Below are 22,270 nucleotides of genomic sequence, written 5' to 3' on the forward strand. Positions count from 1 at the left end.
TTGCGCGCTCAGTTGGCCGAATCGACCAGCGTGCGGGCCTCGACCACCTTGCCGCGGTACGCCTCGAAGATGCGGCGCAGCGCCGCTTCCATGCTGATCCCGGGCTTCCAGCCCAGCTCTTCGATGGTGTTGTCGATCCTGGGCACGCGATGCTGCACGTCCTGGTAGCCCTTGCCGTAGAAGTCGCCCGAGGAGGTCTCGATGATCTGCGTCTTGCGCGCTTCCTCCGCGTATTCCGGATAGTCCGCCGCCATCTTCAGCATCATCTCGGCCAGTTCGCGCACCGAGTGGATATTGCCCGGGTTGCCGATGTTGTAGATCTTGCCGCTGGCCACGCCGTTTGGATTCTCGATGATGCGCATCAGCGCGTCGATGCCGTCGGCGATATCGGCAAAGGCGCGCTGCTGGGCGCCGCCGTCGACCAGCTTGATCGGCTCGCCGCGCACGATATGGCCGAGGAACTGCGTCACCACGCGTGACGAGCCTTCCTTCGATTCGAAGATCGAATCCAGCCCCGCGCCAATCCAGTTGAACGGACGGAACAGGGTGTAGTTCAGGCCTTGCTCCATGCCGTAGGCGTGGATCACGCGGTCCATCAGCTGCTTGGAGCAGGCATAGATCCAGCGCGGCTTGTTGATCGGGCCGTAGACCAGCGGCGAGGCCTCGGGGTCGAACTCTTCATCGCTGCACATGCCGTAGACCTCGGAGGTCGACGGGAATACCAGGTGCTTGCCGTACTTGACCGCGGCGCGCACGATCGGCAGGTTGGCCTCGAAGTCCAGCTCGAACACGCGCAGCGGCTGGCGCACGTAGGTGGCCGGGGTGGCGATGGCCACCAGCGGCAGCACCACATCGCACTTGCGGATGTTGTACTCGATCCACTCCTTGTTGATGGTGATGTCACCCTCGAAGAAGTGCATGCGCGGGTGGTCGACGAGGTCGCCGAGACGGTCCGACGACATGTCCATGCCGTAGACCTCCCACGGCGTGGTTTCCAGGATGCGGCGCGTCAGGTGATGGCCGATGAAGCCGTTGACGCCAAGAATCAGGACCTTTTTCATCGGCTTTCCTCGTTGGATGATTCGGTATGGATAAGTTTGGCGAAGGCTTGCGGCGTGAGTGCCGAGCCATCCTGTGCCAGCAATCGGGTGACCATGACCAGGCCGCCGTCGCCGCACAGGCCGATGATCTGCCCGTCATGCACATGCAGGCCGGGCGCCGTGCCGGCGGGCAGCGCCAGCGCAAGCTCCGGCAGCGGCCGGCGCGCCTGCGCCACAATGAAGCGGTGCCCGGCAAGGTCGGTAAAGGCGCCGGGATAGGGCGGCGCGACGGCGCGCACGAGGTTGTAGACCTCGGCGGCCGGGCGGCTCCAGTCGATGCGGCCGTCTTCCGGCTTGCGCCCGGAGAAGTAGCTGCCCTCGGCCAGCCGGTTGGGGTGTTGCGGCGTGTGCCCGGCGATCATCGCGGGCAGAACGCGCCACAACGTCTGTTCGGCGGCGACGGTGACTTTCTCGAAGACTTCGCCCGCAGTGTCGTCCGGCAGGATCGGCACCGCGGTCTGGTCGACGATATAGCCCGCGTCAGGCCTGGCTTCCATGGCGTGCAGCGTGGCGCCGGTCTCGGTCTCGCCGTGCAGTACCGCCCAGTTCACCGGCACGCGGCCGCGGTACTTGGGCAGCAGCGAGCCGTGCATGTTGAAGGCGCCGCCGGGGGCCAGCGCCAGCACGCCCGCCGGGATCATGGCGCGGTAGTAGAACGAGAAGATGACGTCCGGGTGCGCGTCGCGCACGGCCTGGGCGATCGCGGGATCGGCAGGGTCCTCTCCATAGACGAAGGGGATGCCCAGCTCGGCGGCGGTGTCGGCCACGCGGCGGAACCAGATGTTCTCGTCGGGGCGGTCGCGGTGCGTGATCACCAGCGCAACCTCCACGCCGCGCGCATGCAGCACGCGCAGGCAGCGGTCGCCGACATTGTGGTAGCCGAAGACGACGGCGCGCATCATTGCTCCGCGCCAGCGGCAGCCGGCGTGACACGCCGGTCCGCTTCCAGCACGGCCTTGATGCGGTAGCGCGGGCGGTCGCGCACTTCCTGGTGGATGCGGCCGACGTACTCGCCCAGCAGGCCCACGCCGAACAGCAGGATGCCGATCAGGAAGAAGTTCATTGCGAACAGCGTGAACACACCCTGGACTTCCGAGCCGAGCACGAAGCGCCGCACCAGCAGCACCACGAACAGCACGCCCGAGAGCAGCGACAGGATCGTGCCGATCGCCGAGAACCACTGCAGCGGCACGATCGAAAAGCCGGTCACCAAGTCGAAGTTCAGGCGGATCAGCTGGTACAGCGAATACTTGGATTCGCCTGCGTGGCGCTGTTCGTGACCGACTTCGATTTCGACCGGATTGGAAGCAAAGGTGTAGGCCAGCGCGGGGATGAAGGTATTGACCTCGCGGCAGGCATTGATCGTGTCGACCACATTGCGGTCATAGGCGCGCAGCATGCAGCCCTGGTCCGTCATGCGGATCTTGGTGATGCGCTCGCGCAGCCGGTTCATCGCGCGCGAGGCATAGCGGCGGAACGCGGTGTCGTTGCGCTGGCGGCGGATGGTGCCGACGTAGTCGTGGCCGGCGCGCATGGCTTCGACCAGGCGCGGGATTTCTTCCGGCGGGTTCTGCAGGTCGGCGTCCAGCGTGATCACGATCTTGCCGCGGGTCTGCTCGAAGCCCGCCAGGATCGCCATATGCTGGCCGAAATTGCCGGCGAACAGCACCACCCGGGTCACATCCGGGCGCTTGTGGAACTGCGCCGCCAGCAGCTGCGCCGAGCGGTCGACGCTGCCGTCGTTGATGAAGATGATCTCGTACGACTCGCCAAGGCCATCCAGCGCCGGATAGAGGCGGTCGAACAGGGCTTGCAGCCCGTCTTCTTCGTTGTAGACCGGAATGACGACCGAGACTTCGACCGGGCTCATTTGGAGAGACGTTTGCATGTTTCGCTGAGGATTGCACAGACCCGCTCCACATCGGTGGCTTGCATCGCGGGGAACAGCGGCAGCGTGACGATGCCGCGCCCGATGCGTTCGGCATGCGGCAGCATGCCTTCGCGCCAGCCGAGCGAGCGGTAGTAGGTAAAAAGATGAATGGGCGGGTAGTGCACGCCGGTGCCGATGCCGCGCTCGCGCATGGCCTCCATGACCTGCTGGCGCGCCCGGGCCGGGCCGCCTTGCAGGCGCTCGGTCGGCAGCACCACCTGGAACATGTGCCAGTTGGTGGTGGCATCGTGTGCATCCAGCGCTTGCGGCAGCTCGATGCCCAGCGCCTCCAGGCCACTGTCGGCGGCACAGCGGAAATACGTCTCGGCCAGCTCGGCGCGGCGCGCGGTGATGGCGTCGAGCTTGCCCAGCTGCGCCAGCCCGACCGCGGCGTTGACGTCGGTCAGGTTGAACTTGCCGCCGGGCTCTTCGACATCCATGCCGTCCATGCCGGTGCGGATCACACCCTGCAGCCGCAGGCGCTCGGCGCGCACGGCTTCTTCGGGCGTGTTCATCACCAGGCAGCCGCCTTCGATGGTGGTGATGTTCTTGTTGGCCTGGAAGCTGAAGCTGACCAGGTCGCCAAGGGCGCCGATGCGCTGGCCGCGCCAGCGCGAGTCGATTGCCTGCGCGGCATCCTCGATCACCCGCAGCCCGTGCTTGCTGGCAATGGCGTACAGGCGGTCCATGTCCACCGGCAGCCCCGACAGGTACACCGGCATGATGGCGCGCGTGCGCGGCGTGATCGCGGCCTCGACGGCATCCAGGTCGAGATTGCGCGTGCGCGGGTCGATATCGACGAACACCGGCCGCGCGCCTACTGCCAGCACCACGTTGGCGGTGGCGACCCAGGTGACCGGCGTGGTGATGACCTCATCGCCCGGCCCGATATCGGCAATGCGCAGCGCGATCTCCATCGTGGCCGAGCCATTGGCGAAGGTGCGCACCGGGCGTCCGCCGAACAGGCCTGACAGCGCGGCCTCGAAGGCCTGCATCTTCGGGCCGGAGGTGATCCAGCCCGAGGCCAGCACCTTGCCGACTTCGGCAATGGCGGCGGCGTCGATGTCAGGCCGGACAAAAGGCAGGAACTCAGGGGCGGATGCGGTCATGGCAGGGCGAGGAAGTACGGTCGGTGTCGGAACTGGCGGCGTGCGCGCAGGCGCGTCATGAGCGGGCGATCAGGAAGACGCCCGCCAGTATCAGCAGGATGCCGGCCACGCGCAAGGGGCCGATCATCTCGCCGAACAGCCACCAGGCGGCCAGTGCATTGACCACATAGCCGAGCGACAGCATCGGGTAGGCGATCGACACATCCACGCGCGACAGCCCCACGATCCATACCCCCACGCTGACCACGTACAGCGTCAGCCCGGCCAGCACCGGCCATTGGGTCAGCACGCGCAGCGCCGTCACCAGCAGCGTGCCGCGGTCCAGCGTGATCGCGCCGATGGCATTGACGCCGGCCTTGAGCAACAGTTGCGCAGCCGCATTGAGCAGCACGCCGGTCAGGATGAAAGCGAAGGTGGAGAGCGTCATGGCGCTGCGTAGTGCAGGAATTGCAGGAGTTGCAGGTTACTGTCCTGGGGGTTGCGTCTGCGGGCCATTGCCCGGCAGCGCGAAATTGGCGACCGCCACACGGCGGCGGTCGCCGGCGATCCTGTGCATCGGCACGCCGCGCGCAGCCAGTGCGTCGTAGGTCGAGGGCAACATGATCGCTACCGCGCGCTTGCCGTCCTGCCAGCGCGCGATAAAGCCATCGATGGTCGGGATCCACTTCTGCGGTTCCTGGCCGATGCCGAATTCCAGCTCATCGGGATGCGCCACCATGATGGTGGTGCGGCGCAGGTAGAACGGCAGCGTGTGGTCGAGCATGCCCACACTGTACAGCGGCATGTCCGGCGTCAGCACGGCATTGATGGCGGGCACCAGGTCCGCGCCGGAACTGGGCCGGCCCATGGCTTCGTGACCGCGCAGCGCCACCGTGGAGCAGATGAACATCGCCAGCGCATAGGCCACCACACTGGGAAACACCCCACGCGTGCGCAGCAGCCGGCGCGCCAGCAGTGCGCCGCCCAGCATCACCGCGAAGGCGACGCCGGTCCACACTGCGAATTCCCGATAGACCACATTGGGCGTGCTGGGCTTGTCCATCATGCCGACAAACGGGCACGCCAGCAGCCCGACCACGCCCAGGGCAATCATGGCATTGACCTGCCAGCGCCACGCGCGTTCCGTCAAGGTGTCCAGCGCCACGCCGGCCAGCAGCGCCAGCGCCGGGAAGATCGGCACGATATAGCCGGGCAGCTTGGAGCCGGACAGGCTGAAGAAGACAAAGATCGCCACGGCCCACAGCGCCGCCAGCAGGGCGGGCTGGAATGGCCGCGGCGAGGTGCCGCGAGCGACGCCGGCGCGCTCGCGCACGGCCTTCCACATTTGCGGAACCAGGCCCAGCCAGGGCAGGAAGCCGGCCAGCAGCAGCGGCACGAAGAACCAGATCGCGCCTTCGCGCTGGTGCACGTTCGAGGTATAGCGTTGCCAGTGCTCGTGGATAAAGAAGAAATGCAGGAATTCCGGATTGCGTTCCGACACCAGCCAGAACCACGGCACCGTCACCACCAGCATGGCGACGATGCCGCCCGGCAGATGCAGCCGGTACCACAAGCGGAAGTCGCGTGTCGCCAGCGTGTAGACCACCAGCACCAGCCCCGGCAGCGCCAGCCCGACCAGCCCCTTGACCAGCACCGCCACGCCCATCGCCGCCCAGCAGGCGAGCATCCAGTTGCGGCGTTCGGCGCGGGTGGCATCCGGGTGCTGCGCCAGCAGCATGAAGGCCAGCACGCACGCCATGGCGCCGGCCAGCGTCATGTCCAGCGAGTTGAAGTGGCCGGCGATATTCCACATCGGCGCGGAAACCAGCACCAGCCCCGTCAGCATCGCCACGCGCCGGCCGTACCAGCGTGCCGCGGCCAGCATCGACACGCCCAGCCCAAGGATGCCGGACAGGGCCACGCACAGCCGCGCCTGCCAGTCGCCCACGCCAAACAGCGTGTAGGCCAGCGTGGTCACCCACAGGTGGAAGGGCGGCTTCTCGAAATACTTGAGTTCGTGGTAGCGGATCGTGACCCAGTCGCCGGTGGCGAACATTTCGCGGGCGATCTCGGCGTAGCGGCCTTCATCGGAGCGCAGCAGGTGACGCATGTCGAGGGTGCCGAACCAGACCAGCAGGATAAACAGGCTGGCCAGTGCGACCGCACTGGCGGTGGTGGCTCCAACGGACAGCGCGGCAGCCCGCGAGGTCGATGAACTACGCATAGATCTCCTGGAAAAGCGCGACGGATCGATGGTCCTGCGTGGGGCGCGCGGTGACGGGAAGCCATCACAACGCATGGCCTTGCCTGTTGGTGGACACCAGGGAGGCAAGTCGCCCGCGGCTGGCACGCTGGCATGCGCCTCGCACGCCGCTGCCGCCTCGGCACACGCGAGGCGGGCAATGGTAGCACGGTGGGCAGGCCGCCCCCGGCGGGTGCCGGAGACGGCCTGCGGGGCGCCGGATTGCCGCGGGGGAGAGAAAGTGCTGCTTAGGCCGGCTGCTGCCCGCTGCCCGCCGGCCACCGGCTGCCACAGGATCTGCGCGAAAAATCCGAGTCACACATGCAACAAAACGCGATAATTTCAGTGTCCAGGCTGTCGCCTGGCAGGCCGGGCGCAGGGTCAGGGGGCGCCTGGAAACTCTAGACGGGGATTCATGTGAAGAAAAAGGCGCAGCGGGACCGGCTGGCAGGCCTGGTGGCGGGCGTGGCCATGGCGCTGGCGCAGCATGCCGGCGCCCAGGGTGCGGCGGCGCTGCCGGGCGCCGGTGCGGCGGTGGCGCAGGCTGCGGCAAGCCAGGCGCAGGCAGCGGCGGCGGCCGTGCTGTGCAGTGCCCCATGGTTCCGCTCCGGCTCGCATGTGCAGATGGAAGGCGACGGCGTGATGCCAATGTCGGTCAGCATGACCCTGCGCGATGTGGTGCGCAGTCCGACCGGCTGCCGCGCGCAACTGGAGATCAATTCCAAGACTGCCCTGTCGGCGCTGATGGGGCCGCCGGTGATTACCACCCAGGTGCATGAAGTGGTGATCGACCGCCGTTCGCCCGGCGGCCAGACCAGCATCGAAAGCCAGCATGCCGTCATCAACGCCCGCGCGCGCTACGCGCGCATGTACGGCGAGGCGGCTTTCCGCGGCATGGGCGTGTTCAACTACGCCGGGCTGGACCTGCGCGAGGGCACCACGCTGGAGGGCGAGACCTTTGAGTCGAGCGTCTCGCTGAAGGTCTACCCGCTGGGATCGGATGAAGTGGTCAGCAACATGCGGGCGCAGCATGCGTCGATCTATATCGGCTCGCGCCACGTCGGCAAGCGGCAGACGATCAATACCGTCCTGGGGCGCAAGGAATGCCTGCCGGTCACCTACGAGAAACGCACCTCGCTGGGGCCGGTGCTGGTTGGCGAAGAAGTGGTACAGGTTGAGCCGACCGTGATGCATGTCACCGACTGGTATTGCCCCGCCGACGCCTTCGTGCTGCGCACCGAAGTGCGCCAGGATGACAAGGTGCAGCGCGTGGATGTCACCGCGCTGGAGCGCGACACGCAAGCGCCATAGGCTTGTGCGCTGGGGCAGGAAGCAAAAAAACCCGCCAAGGCGGGTTTTTTGCGTCAGGCGCTTGCGGCTCAGCTGGCCGCCGGCGCCGAAGCGGCCTTCTTCTTGCTCTTCTTCTTGGTGGACTTCTTGGCCGGCTTTTGCTCGGCGGCCGGCGCGGAAGCGTCGGTCAGGTCGCTGCGGGTGCTCTTGTTCGCGCCCTGGCTGTACGGGTCGAACTTGTCGCCGGCCTTGGCCCCCTGGCTGTACGGGTCAAACTTCTCACCCGACTTGGCGCCCTGGGAATACGGATCGAACTGCTTCTTGCCGCCGGTCTGTGCCTGCACGGCCAGCGAAGCGGCGCCAAGGCAGAGTGCGATCGCGGTCGCGACGAACTTGTTCATGGTTTCTCCTGAGAAATGCCGCCGTCGGGCGGTCGTGTATGTGGCCTGTCCCTTGCACGGGACGGCTTGGCCCAGTGTCGCCAACATCTCACGTCGCTGTCAACTTGGGGCTTGCCCCGGCGCCACGACCTCATGGAAACCCTGAATTGCGGCCCCAGCCCGATTGAGGTTCGCGACCGCTTGCCCGTTTCGTTTACTCCGTGACCGCGTCCGACGGGTGCTTCCAGGCCGCGCGCACCTCGCCGGACGGCGCCAGCGCCAGGTTGATGCCGCGGCTGCCGATGGGCTGCTGGAACCAGCGCTTCTGCAGCGCCGTGACCTCCGGGCCGGCAAAGGTGTTGGCCAGCGCCTGGTCCACCCGCCGCTTCCATTCCGGATCGGCCTTGGACAGCATCAGCGCATTCTGCTCCACCGACAGCGCCGGGCCCACGATCACGTATTGCGACGGGTCCTTGGCGCGGGCGCGCAGGCCAGCCAGCAGCACATCGTCCATGACGAAGGCCTGGGCACGGCCGGATTCGAGCAGCAGGAACGATTCGCCGTGGTCCTTGGCGTAGACGTCGTGGTAGCCGTACTGGGCCTTCATGCGGCGCACGTGGCGGTCGCCGGTCGATCCGGCGCTGGTGACCACGGTCTTGCCGCGCAGGTCGCCGAACGAGCGGATGCCGGAGTCGGCGCGCACCAGCATGCGCACGGTCGACACATAGTGCGAGACGCTGAACGCAACCTGCTTCTGGCGCTCAAGCGAATTGGTGTTGGGCGCGCAGTCCAGATCGACCAGCCCGTTGACCACGGCGGGAATGCGGTTCTGCGGCGTGAGCGGCATCCAGCGCACCTTCAGGTCTTTCCGGCCCAGTTGCTGGCGTGCTGCTTCGGCGGCGCGCAGGCAAAGGTCGACCGCATAGCCGGCCGGCTGGCCCTTGTCATCGGCAAACGAGAATGGCAGCGCCGACTCGCGGTAACCGAGCACGATGGTGCCGGATTCGCGGATCTTGTCGAGCACAGGGCTCTGGGTGCTGGCCAGTGCCGGCGTCAGCGCGGCCGCGGACATGGCGGCGAGGGCGACGGCGGCCAGCGAGCGGCGGGCGCGGAGGAGTCGGGCGGACAGGGCGGGCAGGGTGAAGGCAGGCATGCGGGGGAAACCGGAAAGCGGCCGGCAAAGGCAAAGACGAGAGGGTATACCCTTGGTTAGGGCGGGCGAAGGACATTGTTGTCATAAGCAAATTCCCTGCCCCGAAAGCCTTGCCTGGGCCATCTGGCAATCGTCTATGACTCGGACTCGGCAGTACCGTGCGGCAGGTCGAGAAGGACGGAACACCGGGATCGATCGAAAAATACGAATCGATCGTACGGTACCCAGCGCCTGATCCGTCGACGAGGTTCTGCCGTCGGCGGATTTCGTTGTGCTTTGCTGTTCGCTGAACAGTTCCACGCGAAATCTGATGGATGCACGACGACTCGCGTTGCTTCGGATGGACTCCGGCTCCTTCCGGCCCTTATCGTGGTGTTCTTGTCCAATGCGGCCTGAGGCCGACTTACTTGCTGCCGTCTCGCGTGTCGCCGCCGATCGCATCGACGATGATCATGGTCCGGTCGAGCACGCCGCGTTCGTCAAAGTAGGCACTGAAATGCGCTGGCATGTAGGCGCCCGCATAGAGCCGGTAAGACCAGGCCTCGCGCTTCATCAGCGGGTAGTACTCGATGGGCTCGCGCGGACGGCCAAAGCGCTCGGCAATATCCTGCTTGGTCCAGACCCCCGGGCGTGCCTCGTAGATTTCTTTCTCGGTCAGCATCTGCCGAAAGCTCGTAAGCTTGCCGTTGGCGTCAAAGTCTGCCGCGTAGACTTCGAAGCCGAGCGGCTGTTTCGAATAAATCCACCGAGTGGTGCCATCAGCGAGCTGGTAGGTTTCCGTGGGAGCGCCGAACGTATCGCGCACGGCATGCTGCGGGCCGCCGAGCATGCCCTCTGCGGTTTCCAGGGGCCGGAGAGTGGCACAGGCGCCCAGCACAAGGGCCGCCACTGTGACAGTCACGCAGGCGGGCAGGCGATAACGCATGATCGTTCTCCAGCGGGTCCGCGGTGTGTGCGCCGCGCCAGTTCAGCATAGCGCACGCAGAGTCCAATCGGATATGGTCATTCATCCTGCCGTCCTGGAAAGAAATCCTTCTTATCTCATCGTCCGAAAAGATTCAGTTCTATTGCGACCAAGGTCGACGCTATAGTTCGAAGCAAGATGCACATCGGGGGCTGGGCTACCACGCTTGGCCAACCGTGTCACAAGATTCGCAGCGGAGAACGGCATGGATGCAGCAAAGCAACTGGTGCACGCGCGTGAAGTTGGCCTCAAGACCGGCATGGTGCTGCAAAAGCGCCTGAAGAATGCGCAGGAGGCCTTTAGTGGCCGCGTGCAGCAAGCCGTTGGGGAGCCGGGCGCCGGCCCGATCAACCCGATGGCCGGCATGGATCCGATGAGCAGCTATGCCTATGCCATCGACAGCATGCAGCGTGCCATCCTGTTCTGGGACACGCTCAGGCAACGGGGCAACAACTTTGTCGAAAACACCATGCAGGGGCTCAAGCCGGTCCTGCATTTTGGCTACGAGACCGTTCTGGATGCCCGCCAGTTCGAACGGCCCGTCAATTACGCGCTGTTGAAAATTATCCCGCCCGATGGCGTGACGATCGATGATAGCCGCCGCCCTTACGTCATCATCGATCCGCGTGCCGGCCATGGCCCGGGCATCGGCGGTTTCAAGGACGACTCGCAGGTCGGCGTGGCAATGCGTGCCGGCCATCCTGTGTATTTTGTCATCTTCTTCCGCGATCCCGAGCCGGGACAGACCCTGCTGGACGTGTGCGAGGCCGAGCAACAGTTCATCAAGAGAGTGCGTGAACTGCATCCACACAGCGCCAAGCCAGCCATCATCGGCAATTGCCAAGGCGGCTGGGCAGCGATGATGCTCGGCGCCTCGGACCCGGGCGACACCGGGCCGATCGTGATCAACGGCGCGCCGATGTCGTACTGGAGCGGTGCCTGGAGCGAGGGCGAAGGCGACAACCCGATGCGCTATTCCGGCGGGCTCCTGGGCGGCACGTGGTTGGCGTCGTATACGGCGGATCTCGGCAACGGCAAGTTTGACGGCGCCTGGTTGGTACAAAATTTCGAAAACCTGAATCCGTCCAACAGTCTCTGGGACAAGTACTACAACCTGTACAAGAAGGCCGATACCGAGCCGCCGCGCTTTCTTGAGTTCGAACGCTGGTGGGGTGGCTACTACCTGATGAACCGCGAGGAGATCGAATGGATCACGCGCAACCTGTTCGTCGGCAACAAGCTGTGGGGTGGTGAAGTCAAGAACGCCGGCGGCAAGGCGTTCGATCTGCGCGAGATCCGCTCGCCCATCGTTTTGTTTGCCTCGATGGGCGACAACATCACGCCGCCGCAGCAGGCATTCAACTGGGTGGTGGACATCTACGGCAGTACCGAGGAGATCAAGGCTCGCGGCCAGGTCATTGTCGGCATGATGCACCGGAGCGTCGGCCATCTCGGCATCTTCGTCTCCGGCAAGGTCGCGCAGAAGGAGCACGCACAGATCGTCTCGGTGCTCAAGAGCATCGAACTGCTGCCGCCTGGGCTCTACGGCATGGTCATCCATGAGCGCAAGGGTAGCGATGGCGTGGACTATGAGGTCCAGTTCGAGGAGCACTCGCTCGAGGAAATCGCCAGCAGGCTTAACCGCTTTGAGCGCGCCGACGAGAAGCCGTTCGAGACGGTCGCCAACCTGTCGGACTTCACGCAGCGCGCCTACGAGCTGTTTGCGCAGCCTTACGTCCAGGCGGTGTCCAATGAGATGACAGCACGGGTGCTGCGCGAATTCCATCCGCTACGCATGCAGAACTGGCTGTTCTCGGACCTGAATCCGTGGATGGCATGGTTGAAGCCCGCCGCCGACGCGGTCCGGGCCAGCCGGCAAACGTTGGAACCGGATCATCCGCTGCGGCAGCAAGAGCAGGTGGGCGCGGAAATGCTCAGCGCCGGTTTGGACGCATACCGGGCCGTGCGCGATGCGATGACCGAATACACCTTTTTCAACGTGTACGCCAACCTGTTCCCGTTCCAGCCAAGGAGCGAGCCTACCGCCCGCGCGGGTACCCCGGCGGCGACCGACCCGCATGACCTGCCGGAAGTCAAAGCGGCGCTGGCCGCGGCCGGGCAAGGCGGATACGCCGAGGCCATTGCCCGGCTGGCCTGCCTGCTGAGCCGCAGGGGTGAGCCCCTGCCGCTGTCCAGGCTGGAGCTGCGCAAGGAGCTGGTCACGGACTACGCCGATCTGCTGCCGGAACTTGAGCCGGACGCCTGGCGCGAGATCCGCGGCAGGCAGGAGCTGATCACGCGGTACGCGCCCGAACAGGCGCTCGCGACGCTGCCGGCCTTGCTCAGGTATCAGGCCGACCGCCAGCGGCTGCAGGCGCTCGCGGAGAAGCTGCGTGTCGATGAGCGCCTGCTTGGCGCCAGGCCCACTGTCGAGCAGACGGCAATGCTGGAGCGGATCCGCACGGCGCTCGGCGCCACGCCGGAACGCGTCCGCGGCGCGGCCGCGCCGCTCACCCGCGCGTCCTAGCGCGCCGCGGCTGGCACACGCCTCGCAGCCGACCGACACCGACGACCCTGACGCAGGAGTAGCCCGTGAACGCCAAGCATGAGAAGTACCAGCGCCTGATTGATTACTGCAAGGCCATGCCGCCTACACCGACCGCGGTGGCGCATCCGTGCGACCAGTCTTCGCTGGAAGGCGCCGTAGAGGCCGCCCGGCTGGGCCTGATCGCGCCGATCCTGGTTGGGCCGCGTTCCCGCATCGAGGACGCCGCGCGCGCGGCCGGCATTGACATCCGCGAGTACCCGATTGTCGATGCCGAGCACAGCCATGCGGCGGCGGCTGCCGCAGTGCAACTGGTGCGCGAAAGCAAGGCAGAGGCTCTGATGAAGGGCAGTCTGCACACCGATGAGCTGATGGGAGCCGTGGTCGCGGGTAACAGCGGCTTGCGCACCGGCCGGCGCATCAGCCACTGCTTCGTGATGGATGTGCCCGGCCACGAGGACGCTCTGATCATCACCGACGCTGCCGTCAATATTGCCCCGACGCTTGCCGAGAAGGCCGGCATCCTGCAGAACGCGATCGACCTGGCCCATGCCTTGCAGGTCAAGGAGGTCCGCGTGGCGATCCTGTCGGCGATGGAGACCGTCAACCCGATGGTTCCGTCCACACTGGATGCCGCCGCGCTGTGCAAGATGGTCGACCGCCACCAGATCACCGGCGCGATCGTCGACGGACCGCTTGCGCTGGACAACGCGATCAACCTGGACGCGGCGCGGATCAAGAAGATCGACTCACCGGTGGCCGGGCGCGCCAATGTCCTGTTGGTGCCTGACCTGGACGCCGGCAACATGCTCGCCAAGAGCCTGACCTTCCTGGCCGGCGCCGACGCCGCAGGCATCGTGCTGGGCGCGCGCGTGCCTATCATCCTGACCAGCCGTGCCGACTCGGTCATGACCCGGCTGGCGTCGTGCGCGGTGGCCGCGCTGGTGGCCAAGGCACGCCGCGAGTCCGGCCAGGTGGCGGGGTGATGCCATGGCCGAACTGATCCTGGTCCTGAATGCGGGTTCGTCGAGCATCAAGTACTGTGCTTACAATACCCATGACGATGCACTGAGGCTGGTGCTGCGCGGGAGCATCGAAGGTCTCTACGCGGCACCGGCATTCCACGCCACCGACGCCGCGGGCGCTGAGGTCGAGACCAGGCGGTGGGATGCCGGTACCACGCTCGGGCACGAGGGTGCCATTGCCTTCCTGGCGGACTTCCTGCGCGGCCATGGGGAAGGGCATACGCTGAGCGCGGTCGGGCACCGGGTGGTGCACGGCGGGGTACGCTTCACCCAGCCGGAAAGGGTGACCGACGCGCTACTGGCAGAGTTGGACTCGCTATGCCCGCTCGCACCCCTGCACCAGCCACACAACCTCAAACCGATCCGCATCCTTGCCGAGAGGCGCCCGGAACTGCCCCAAGTAGTCTGCTTCGACACCGCCTTCCACCGGGCGCAGCCGGAAGTGGCACAGGCATTCGCATTGCCCGCGGAGATCAGCGCGCGCGGCGTCAGGCGCTACGGCTTCCACGGACTGTCCTATGAGTACATCGCCAGTGTCCTCCCGAGCGTTGATGCGGGTGCGGCGGCGGGCCGCACGATCGTGGCCCACCTCGGCAACGGCAGCAGCATGTGTGCGCTGGTGGCGGGGCGCAGCGTGGCCAGCACGATGGGCTTCACTGCGGTGGATGGCCTGCCGATGGGAACTCGCTGCGGCAGCCTCGATCCGGGCGTCATCCTCTACCTGATCAGCGAACTCGGCATGGATGCCCGCGCCATCGAGGACCTGATCTATCGAAAATCCGGTCTGCTTGGCGTCTCCGGCCTGTCGAGCGACATGCGCGCGCTGCTCGCCAGCGACGATGTGCAGGCCCGTTTTGCCGTCGAACTGTACACGTACCGCGTCGCCCGGGAGCTTGGTTCGCTGGCCGCCGCCGCACAGGGGCTGGACGCGCTGGTCTTCACCGCTGGCATCGGCGAGCATGCCGCGCCGATCCGCGAGCGCGTATGCCGGCTGGCGGCATGGCTGGGGGTGAGTGTCGATCCCGCGGCGAACGCCAGCGACGGACCGCGCATCAGCTTAGCCTCGGGCAATGTCCCGGTCTGGGTCATCCCGACCAACGAGGAACTGATGATTGCCAGGCATACCCGGGAGGTCCTGGCGGCACCCGCTCGATGACCACCGCTACAGCCGACCAAGCCAGCGGCATGGTAGCGACCGCTCGCTGGCAACAATGAATCCAGGAGAGAGTGACATGACTGCAGCGCAACAACTGCCTATCCTCGCCAACGCCCGCGCACTCGTCTGCGGGATTGCGAACGAGCACTCCATTGCTTACGGGTGCGCCAAGGCCTTCCGCGAACTGGGTGCCGAGGTGGCGATTACCTATGCCAGCGAAAAGGCGCGCCAGTTTGTCGAGCCGGTGGCGCAGGAGCTTGACGCTTCCATCTTCCTCCCCCTGGATGTCACGAGCCAGAAGGAAATGGACGAGTTGTTTGCGCGGATCGGGGAGCAGTGGGGAAAGCTCGATATCCTGGTGCATTCGGTGGCCTGGGCGCCGAAAGACGATCTGCAGGGCGGCCTGCTCAATTGTTCGGCCGAAGGCTTCGCCAAGGCCATGGATGTGTCCTGCCACTCCTTCGTGCGCATGGCCCGGCTGGCAGCGCCCCTGATGGGCGATGGTGGCACGATGTTCACCATGAGCTATCACGGCGCCAACAAGGTGGTGCCGAACTACAACGTCATGGGCCCGGTGAAAGCCGCCCTGGAAGCCGTATCACGCTACCTGGCGTACGAGTTGGGCCCGCGCGGCATTCGCGTGCATGCGATCTCGCCCGGGCCGCTGCAGACCCGCGCTGCGTCCGGGCTTAAGAGCTTCGATTTGATGCTTGCTGACGCTGTGGAACGCGCTCCACTTGGCGAGCTGGTCGATATTATGGATGTGGGATACACCTGCGCCTTCCTGGCCACGCCTTACGCCCGGCGGCTGTCGGGCGAAACGCTGTATGTGGATGGCGGCGTCAATATCATGGCGTGAAACGCAGCGCTCGTTGACATCGCGGGAGGAAAAGGGCGGCGCTCGGAGTCTAGCCGGCATTCAGTCGTCGGGCATCGGGTGGCCACTATGCGTGAACGTATCAGCCAGCCAAGCTTCCACGAGGAAACTAAAGTGGGTTGACGGCACAAGGCTCATCCAGCGGTTCAAGAGGGGATGCATGATGCCTTGCCATGGCATCGAGGTTTGGGAGCCCCGACTGGCAGCCTCGCTCTCAAGGCCCTCAAGGGGCAAGAGGTACGACTCTATTTCTCCCGCCCCATCATCCCATGAGCAGTACAAGGAATTGCTGCAGCTCCTTCAGTTCCAGATCGGATCTTCCTTCTGCATCTGATCCTTGGTCTTCTTCATCCAATAGGAACCGATCTGGCGCTCGGTGACGTGACCCTGTTTTTTTACGTCGATCTTGTCGAAACTTTCGTAGACCTTTGGCATTCCCGCCTGAGCTTCGTCACGAGTCAGCTTGCCGTCATGATTGGAATCGGCAGCCTTGAATCGCTCGGCAATCAGAGCCTTGGCCTGGGCCGTAGTCGGGGGAGCTTTCGGCACCTCGGCTGGCGCCGCTCCCTGTTGGGATCCTTGTGCCGGCTGGGCGGCCGCGCCTATAGAAATCAGTCCCATCAGGACTGCGAAACCAACAGCTGGCAATTTGCGCACGGTCATGTCGCTCTCCTCAGTTCATTATGTGTGTTTGGACCTTTGGCACGGAAACGACTTCCATTCGAGCTTCTGTGAGTCTTGGCTCACCCAGCATTCTAGGCGCTCGTAGCGGAGACCGGGGGGCAAATTGATTCCGGTCGGACTGGCGCGACAATACGGCTCGATGGCGGCGATGTCGTGCGTAATCGTCTATGTTCGATATCGGGAAAACTGCGCCGGATCAGCTATTATCAAATGCTGCGGGGGAGTGATTCAACGAGCTCGCTTTCATTCCTTACGACACCGTTGCCATGCAAGCCAAGTCTGACGTGACAAACTTCGTCCCGTACAACATGCCCCTGTGCGACGGACGGGAAGTGCTGGTGCGGGAGATTACCGAAGACGACAAGGTCGGCCTGTTAGCGGCATTTAACAGACTTTCTGCCGATGCGCGTTACGCCAGATTCATGGCTGCCATGCAACAGCTGCCGGAAGCGATGCTAGAGCAAGCGACGCATCCGTCGGCTGAGCGCGAGTTTGCGCTGGTAGCGCTTGCCACGGAAAACAAGGTGTCGTCTATTGTGGGTGGCGCACGCTACGCCGCCGCGCCGGGCAGCGATACCTGCGAGTTTGCGGTGACTGTCGCCGATGACTGGCATCGACTCGGCCTGGCCAGCCGACTGCTGGGCACACTGATCGACATCGCTCGGAGCCGCGGCTATCGATGCATGGAAGGCTATGTTTTGTCGTCGAATACCGCCATGCGGCGACTGGCTAAACGTTTTGGATTTGCCGATTTAGCATGTCCAGACGATGCCACGCTGCGCGTGGTGACGCTTGCGCTTTAAGGCAGCGAGAGTAGTGCCAGGTGCAAGCGTCTTGCTGCGATGTCTTCCGTTTGACGTGATCTATATGACCGCGTGCCCTTTGCGCTAGCTCCTCGCGTGCTCGGTTAGACAGGAATCGCGCCTGGAAGAGCTTTGGACTGGGACGCAGTACGATTACTCCACGTGAGACGATCAGCCAAATATATGTCCCATTTTGTCAAATGAAGGTGAGTGCCACTTAGTGGAATCCGGTGCCCTATGCAGCCAGTTCCGCCGGTTGGGGCACGTCGCCCCGTTGCTCAAGGCCTGGGAATAAACGTGCGCACGCTGCAACGCCAGCTCGAAAGCGCCGGAGAGGTCTTCTCCGACAGGGTCAATGGCGTAAGGCGCGATCTCGTCATCCACTACATGGACAACGGAAGCCTCTCGCTGGGACGCATTGCCGAGCCGCTCGGGTACTCCGCTTATGGCTCGTTTTTCCGTTGGTTCACTGCGCAGTTCGGGATGACGCCGACGCGGTGGCGCGACACTAAACCTGCAGACCGGGGAAGGCGCGGCAAATAGCCGCAATGGGACGCCCGGGTTTCCTCTGGCAGGTCCTGCTGTTCTTCCGCTACGGAGGAGCTGGAAGCGGCGGGGGCGCTTCGATCCGCCGTCCCCTCCGCCACCGCCGCCCCCCGCATCTGGCAGTCTGGTCTCACCTTTTCTACCAAGGGAACGATCCCTCTAATCCGTGTCGAGCGACGAGCAGTCCCTTCCTGCTACAAGCCATGTATGTAGCTCACCGATGCCCTTTACATCAATTGGTCCTCGCGCTTCCAACACAAATGGCTTGCCCAGCTTTTGCCGGGTGGCTTCCGTGACCTGCACACAGCCGGCTATACCGTGGGACTCCATCCGGCTCGCAATATTGACCGTTTCGCCCCACAGGTCATAGATGAATTTTCGCCTGCCGATCACGCCGGCGATGACCGCGCCGCTGTGAATGCCAACCCGCAACTGCAGGCCGTAGCCGCTTCGCGCATTGAACCGACTCAGGGACTCCATCATGTCCAGTGCCATATGAGCAGCCCGGACGGCGTGGTCTGCCGCAGGGGCGGGCAGACCGGCAGCGGCCATATACGCGTCGCCGATCGTCTTGATCTTTTCGAGCCCGCGGTTGTCGGCGATATTGTCAAAGTCAGCAAATATCTCGTTGAGTACCGCCACCAGTCTCTCGGGGCTCAGGCCGGGAGAAAAGCGGGTGAACTGCACGAGGTCGGCGAACAACACCGAGACCGCCTCGAACCTGTCGGCGATGACTTCCGGCGGGCTGGCGGCGATGAGATCGGAACGCAGCTTCAGTCGCTCGGCGATGGGAGACGGCAGTACATTGAGGAGCAGCCGCTCGGTGACCTGTTGCTCGCAAACAAGCTTCTCGTAAAGGCGCCTGAGCTCATCGCTCTGGCGAACGATTGTCTCCCGGCTCGCTTCCAGTTCCTGCACCTTGCGCTCGAGTTCCTTGCCGTACTGCAAGGACTCACTGTGCAGCAGGCGCACCTCCAGCATGTTCCGCACCCGCATCAGTACCTCGCCGAGATCGAATGGCTTGCTGACAAAGTCCTTCGCGCCAGCCTGCAGTGCGCGCAGTTTGTGGTCGGGTTGGGCGGTGACAACGATCACCGGAAGGTAGCTGTCCGGCTGGACGACCTTGAGGTTCTCCATGACCTCGAACCCGTCCATGCCAGGCATCTGGAGATCCAGCACGATCAGGTCGTAGTGGTTCTTGCCGTGTAGCTCGGAAACCATGAGCGGATCGGTGGTTGATTCGACACTGGTATATCCGGCCGCGCGCAGCATCCTTTCAAGCAGCAGGACATTGGCCTCCAGATCGTCAACGATCAGGATTTTTGCAGCCAGGATGTCCGATGGGTGGATCATGGCAAGCCAGTTCGCGGGACTCGGTGCTAGCCCTGCGCAATCGATCGTCGCGGTTGCTCCAGTGCGGCGTTCAGTGCATCCATGAATTCGTGGATCCTGATTGGCTTGGTCAGGTACCGGAAGAATCCTGCCTTCATGCCCCGCTCGATGTCGCGTGGCATGGCATTGGCACTGAGCGCGATAACCGGAATATGCATTGTCATCGGGTCTTCGCGCAGGCGTCCCAGTGCTTCGATGCCATTGATGTCCGGCAGATGGATATCCATCACGATCGCATCTGGCAGGGAAGTGCGCGCGAGCTCGACTCCGAGAATCCCGGTGGCCGCCGACAACAACTGCACGTCTGCCCGCCGGGCGAGGAGTTGCTCCAGGAGCTTGAGGTTGGCGGGGTTGTCTTCCACGTACAGCAAGGTGTGCATCGTGGACGAGGCTTCGATTGGCGACCGGACAGGTGCGGTGACCTCCGCGCTCTCGCCAGCCATTGCGGGAGGCGCGGCAGCAGGCAGTTCGACCCGGAACATGCTGCCCACGCCAGGCGTGCTTTCGGCGTCGATGGTTCCACCCATCAACTCGGCCAGCCGCTTGGCCACCACGAGACCGATGCCGGTGCCTTCCACGGGGCCTGCCTCGTGCCCCAGCCGATTGAACGGCTGGAATAGCTGGGCCAGCCGTTCCGGTGTCAACCCTGCGCCGGTGTCGCGCACGCTGACGCATACGCGATGCTCCGTCGTCGTCACCTGCACATCGACTGATCCCTGGTCCCGGTTGTACTTGATGGCATTGGAAAGCAGGTTGAGCAAGATCTGCTTCAGGCGGGTTCGGTCGGCACGGACGAAGCAGGGGGCTTCACCTGCGGGAAAACGCATGCGGACCGCGCGTTTCAGTGCCTGCTGCTCAAGCATTGCGTGGCACTCGCGCAGGGTGTCGATGACTGATACGGGCTCGGGGGACAGCGACGCGTGACCGGCTTCTATCCTGGCCAGGTCAAGAACTTCGTTGATGAGCTCAAGCAAATGCCAGCCCGCTTTCAGGATATGGTCGATGCTGGCCTGCTGCGACGCAGTCGGAGGCGGAGACTCGGAGGCCATCAGTTGCGCAAAGCCCAGGATGGCGTTCAGCGGATTGCGCAACTCATGGCTCATGCTCGACAGGAACTCCGACTTCGCATGGTTGGCGACCTCGGCAGAGGCCTGGGCCTGCTTCAGCGCTTCGATGTCGGTGCTGGATGCAAGCCACTTTACGATGTTGCCGTCAGCGTCCTTCAATGGTGACCCGCGTTCGAGGTGCCATCGGTAGGCGCCATCGGATGCCCGTTTCAGGCGATATTCGATTTCGTACTCGCAGCCTCTCGCCACTGCGTCTGCCCAGTGACCGATATTGCGCGCGAAGTCCTCGGGGTGGACGGCCGATTTCCAGGCGCCGGAGCGGGTTTGCTCAAGACTGAGGCCGGTATAGCTCGTCCACCGTCGGTTGCAGTAATCGATCCGGCCATCCGCATCGGCGGTCATGATCATGTGAGGGATGCCGTCGGCGAGCAGCCTGAAGTGCGGCTCGCCCTGCCTGAAGTCGAGGGCGGAAGGACGATCCTTTCCCGATCCGTCATGAGGCTGCCTGCGCATGATTTGCCCCCGCAGTCGGCGGTCTGGCGCCTGCGCGCAAGAGGCGATGGCAGGTCGGCCGGAATCCGCGTCATGAAGGAAAGCATACTCGCAGCCACTGCCGGTGCAAACCGGCATGCGCGGGGAAGTCCCCGGTCAACTCGCGAGTCGACAGTGCGCCACTTGGGGCGGCTCAGCCGAGGCTGGATGCCACTTCAATGCCGCGCAGAACACAGATACGGCTCAACATGTCGCTGGCATGGCTCAGGAAGCCCTGGCGTGCGCGTCCGGACAGCGTGACGGGTTTCATCAGCAAGACGCTTAGCGGGTTCTGCGGCACGTCGTTGAAGCGAAGCTCGTAGTGCAGATGCGGTCCGGTCGCCCAGCCGGTCTGTCCGACATACGCGATCAGTTGCCCCTGCGTGATGCGCTGGCCGGGCTGGATGCCAGCGAAGCCGGACAGGTGCGCATAGTACGTCGAGTAGCCGTCAGGATGCTTGAGGATGACGATGTTGCCGTAGCCCGTCTGCTGGCCGACAAAGTTAACAGTCCCGTCCGCTGTGGCGAAGACCCGGGTTCCTGTCGGGGCGGCAAAGTCGACACCCTTGTGCTTGATCCATTGGTGGTGCACCGGGTGGTTGCGCCAGCCGAAGCCAGACGACAAGCGCGAGAACTCGACCGGCGAGCGGAGAAACGGGCGCGCCATGCCCCGTCCGTCGAAGGTGTAGTAGGCACCGGAGTTGCTGCCATCTGCGCCGTCATACCACAGGGCCTGGTAGAGCTGGGCGCGGTTGACGAGTTCGACGGCCACGACGCGACCGTTGCGCACCAGTGCACCGTCACGGAAGCCCGCCTCATAGACAATGCGGAAGCGATCGCCCTGGACGATGTCGTGCTGGAAATCGACCACGCCCGAGAAGATCGAGATCATCTGCCGGACGATGTCGTCGGGCACCTTCGCGGCATCCATCGTCCTGAAGAACCCATTCGCGGTGATGGTGCCGGAACGCATCTCGTAACGCAGTTCGTTCCTGACCGCCTGCAAGTTCGCCTTGAAGGCGGGCTTCTGTAAGTCGCCAGCCCGCCGGATCAGCAGTTCGCGCGAGGCGGTGGAATTGCCGGCAACGAGGGCGCGCAGCGAGACCAGCAGCTTGTCCTGGTCGACCTCCGCCTGGACGACCTGGTCCGGCTGGAGGTTGAAAAGGGTGCGCGCCGCCGGATCCCTGGAAATGAACTGCTGTGCGTCGGGATCTTCCACGCCGAGCCGTCTGAGCAACGTGGCGATCGTGTCGCCGCGTCGCATGGGCTCCTCGTGGATGTAAGTTGCACCGGCATCCGCCAGCTTTTCGAGCTGGTCGCGCACGTCGGGCAGTTGCAGGGCTTCCAGCCGGCGTGGCGCACCAGGGTCATGGTGGGCGCTGCGCGGCGCCACGCCCATGGCTGCCGCCATGCAAAGCATGAGGACAGCCGCCAAGCCGGCTGGCAGCCAGGACGGTGTGTATCGGCGCATTCCCCGTCTCCTGTCTGACCCGCGCA

General features: G+C 64.5%; 20 protein-coding genes. 7 read left to right on the forward strand and 13 right to left on the reverse strand.

Annotation, left to right across the window (positions count from 1 at the left end; translation table 11 throughout):
• Positions 1–8: 8 nt before the first annotated feature.
• From AC3WQZ_RS02870 to AC3WQZ_RS02895, 6 genes are read right to left on the reverse strand one after another with little or no spacing between them, the layout of a single operon-like run.
• Positions 9–1,061, reverse strand: coding sequence for a bifunctional UDP-4-keto-pentose/UDP-xylose synthase (locus AC3WQZ_RS02870; protein ID WP_011617368.1), 1,053 nt, complete (start codon positions 1,059–1,061; stop codon positions 9–11).
• Complete coding sequence (locus AC3WQZ_RS02875) at positions 1,058–1,999, reverse strand: formyltransferase (protein ID WP_058698855.1); 942 nt, start codon at positions 1,997–1,999, stop codon at positions 1,058–1,060. The genes AC3WQZ_RS02870 and AC3WQZ_RS02875 overlap by 4 nt, the downstream gene beginning before the upstream one ends.
• On the reverse strand, positions 1,999–2,988 hold the full coding sequence (locus tag AC3WQZ_RS02880; protein ID WP_041688130.1) for a glycosyltransferase: 990 nt from the start codon (positions 2,986–2,988) through the stop codon (positions 1,999–2,001). Before AC3WQZ_RS02880 ends, AC3WQZ_RS02875 begins: the two co-directional genes overlap by 1 nt.
• On the reverse strand, positions 2,967–4,139 hold the full coding sequence (locus tag AC3WQZ_RS02885; RefSeq protein WP_058698856.1) for a DegT/DnrJ/EryC1/StrS family aminotransferase: 1,173 nt from the start codon (positions 4,137–4,139) through the stop codon (positions 2,967–2,969). The genes AC3WQZ_RS02880 and AC3WQZ_RS02885 overlap by 22 nt, the downstream gene beginning before the upstream one ends.
• 55 nt (positions 4,140–4,194) lie before the next feature.
• Entirely contained in the window at positions 4,195–4,566 is a 372-nt protein-coding gene (locus AC3WQZ_RS02890; RefSeq protein ID WP_011617364.1) for an EamA family transporter, read from the reverse strand.
• A 36-nt stretch (positions 4,567–4,602) separates the two neighbouring features.
• Positions 4,603–6,342 carry a glycosyltransferase family 39 protein gene (locus AC3WQZ_RS02895; protein WP_492300016.1) on the reverse strand — a complete coding sequence of 580 codons (1,740 nt, stop codon included), beginning with the start codon at positions 6,340–6,342 and terminating at the stop codon, positions 4,603–4,605.
• 435 nt (positions 6,343–6,777) lie between these two features.
• Here AC3WQZ_RS02895 and AC3WQZ_RS02900 point away from each other — a divergent pair, with 435 nt between their 5' ends.
• On the forward strand, positions 6,778–7,671 hold the full coding sequence (locus tag AC3WQZ_RS02900) for a hypothetical protein (protein WP_011617362.1): 894 nt from the start codon (positions 6,778–6,780) through the stop codon (positions 7,669–7,671).
• A gap of 68 nt (positions 7,672–7,739) precedes the next feature.
• On the opposite strand, the gene AC3WQZ_RS02905 is transcribed toward AC3WQZ_RS02900, so the two are convergent.
• From AC3WQZ_RS02905 to AC3WQZ_RS02915, 3 genes are all read right to left on the reverse strand, one after another.
• Positions 7,740–8,051 (reverse strand): hypothetical protein, encoded by a 312-nt coding sequence (locus AC3WQZ_RS02905; RefSeq protein WP_011617361.1) that lies wholly within the window; start codon positions 8,049–8,051, stop codon positions 7,740–7,742.
• Between the two features lie 193 nt (positions 8,052–8,244).
• A complete protein-coding gene (locus tag AC3WQZ_RS02910; RefSeq protein WP_492300017.1) occupies positions 8,245–9,183 on the reverse strand; it encodes an amino acid ABC transporter substrate-binding protein in 939 nt (312 codons plus the stop codon).
• Between the two features lie 403 nt (positions 9,184–9,586).
• The gene (locus AC3WQZ_RS02915; protein WP_011617359.1) at positions 9,587–10,108 is read right to left on the reverse strand and encodes a hypothetical protein; all 522 of its coding nucleotides are present in this window, start codon (positions 10,106–10,108) and stop codon (positions 9,587–9,589) included.
• 244 nt (positions 10,109–10,352) lie between these two features.
• Here AC3WQZ_RS02915 and AC3WQZ_RS02920 point away from each other — a divergent pair, with 244 nt between their 5' ends.
• The 4 genes from AC3WQZ_RS02920 to fabI all read left to right on the forward strand — a co-directional run bounded on the left by AC3WQZ_RS02920 (position 10,353) and on the right by fabI (position 15,732).
• Entirely contained in the window at positions 10,353–12,674 is a 2,322-nt protein-coding gene (locus AC3WQZ_RS02920) for a DUF3141 domain-containing protein (RefSeq protein WP_492300019.1), read from the forward strand.
• Between the two features lie 65 nt (positions 12,675–12,739).
• Positions 12,740–13,678 carry a phosphate acetyltransferase gene (locus tag AC3WQZ_RS02925; RefSeq protein ID WP_011617357.1) on the forward strand — a complete coding sequence of 313 codons (939 nt, stop codon included), beginning with the start codon at positions 12,740–12,742 and terminating at the stop codon, positions 13,676–13,678.
• A 4-nt stretch (positions 13,679–13,682) separates the two neighbouring features.
• Positions 13,683–14,873, forward strand: a complete 1,191-nt coding sequence (locus AC3WQZ_RS02930) for an acetate/propionate family kinase (RefSeq protein ID WP_058698861.1) — start codon at positions 13,683–13,685, stop codon at positions 14,871–14,873.
• A gap of 76 nt (positions 14,874–14,949) precedes the next feature.
• Positions 14,950–15,732 carry an enoyl-ACP reductase FabI gene (gene fabI / locus AC3WQZ_RS02935; protein WP_011617355.1) on the forward strand — a complete coding sequence of 261 codons (783 nt, stop codon included), beginning with the start codon at positions 14,950–14,952 and terminating at the stop codon, positions 15,730–15,732.
• 318 nt (positions 15,733–16,050) lie between these two features.
• Here the strand turns inward: fabI and AC3WQZ_RS02940 are convergent, their stop codons facing one another.
• Positions 16,051–16,413 carry a CREC-EF hand family protein gene (locus AC3WQZ_RS02940; protein ID WP_011617354.1) on the reverse strand — a complete coding sequence of 121 codons (363 nt, stop codon included), beginning with the start codon at positions 16,411–16,413 and terminating at the stop codon, positions 16,051–16,053.
• A gap of 287 nt (positions 16,414–16,700) precedes the next feature.
• On the opposite strand from AC3WQZ_RS02940, the gene AC3WQZ_RS02945 reads away from it, so the two are divergent.
• Together AC3WQZ_RS02945 and AC3WQZ_RS02950 are read left to right on the forward strand one after the other, a co-directional pair.
• Positions 16,701–17,237 (forward strand): GNAT family N-acetyltransferase, encoded by a 537-nt coding sequence (locus AC3WQZ_RS02945; protein WP_492300021.1) that lies wholly within the window; start codon positions 16,701–16,703, stop codon positions 17,235–17,237.
• A 237-nt stretch (positions 17,238–17,474) separates the two neighbouring features.
• Entirely contained in the window at positions 17,475–17,780 is a 306-nt protein-coding gene (locus AC3WQZ_RS02950; RefSeq protein WP_058698863.1) for a helix-turn-helix domain-containing protein, read from the forward strand.
• A gap of 162 nt (positions 17,781–17,942) precedes the next feature.
• On the opposite strand, the gene AC3WQZ_RS02955 is transcribed toward AC3WQZ_RS02950, so the two are convergent.
• From AC3WQZ_RS02955 to AC3WQZ_RS02965, 3 genes are all read right to left on the reverse strand, one after another.
• Positions 17,943–19,136, reverse strand: a complete 1,194-nt coding sequence (locus AC3WQZ_RS02955) for an adenylate/guanylate cyclase domain-containing protein (RefSeq protein ID WP_492300023.1) — start codon at positions 19,134–19,136, stop codon at positions 17,943–17,945.
• Positions 19,137–19,162: 26 nt separating this feature from the next.
• Positions 19,163–20,755, reverse strand: coding sequence for a PAS domain-containing hybrid sensor histidine kinase/response regulator (locus tag AC3WQZ_RS02960; RefSeq protein WP_439669165.1), 1,593 nt, complete (start codon positions 20,753–20,755; stop codon positions 19,163–19,165).
• Between the two features lie 172 nt (positions 20,756–20,927).
• On the reverse strand, positions 20,928–22,244 hold the full coding sequence (locus AC3WQZ_RS02965; protein ID WP_439669164.1) for a peptidoglycan DD-metalloendopeptidase family protein: 1,317 nt from the start codon (positions 22,242–22,244) through the stop codon (positions 20,928–20,930).
• Positions 22,245–22,270 lie beyond the last annotated feature (26 nt).

Source organism: Cupriavidus sp. FW305-26, assembly GCF_058787975.1.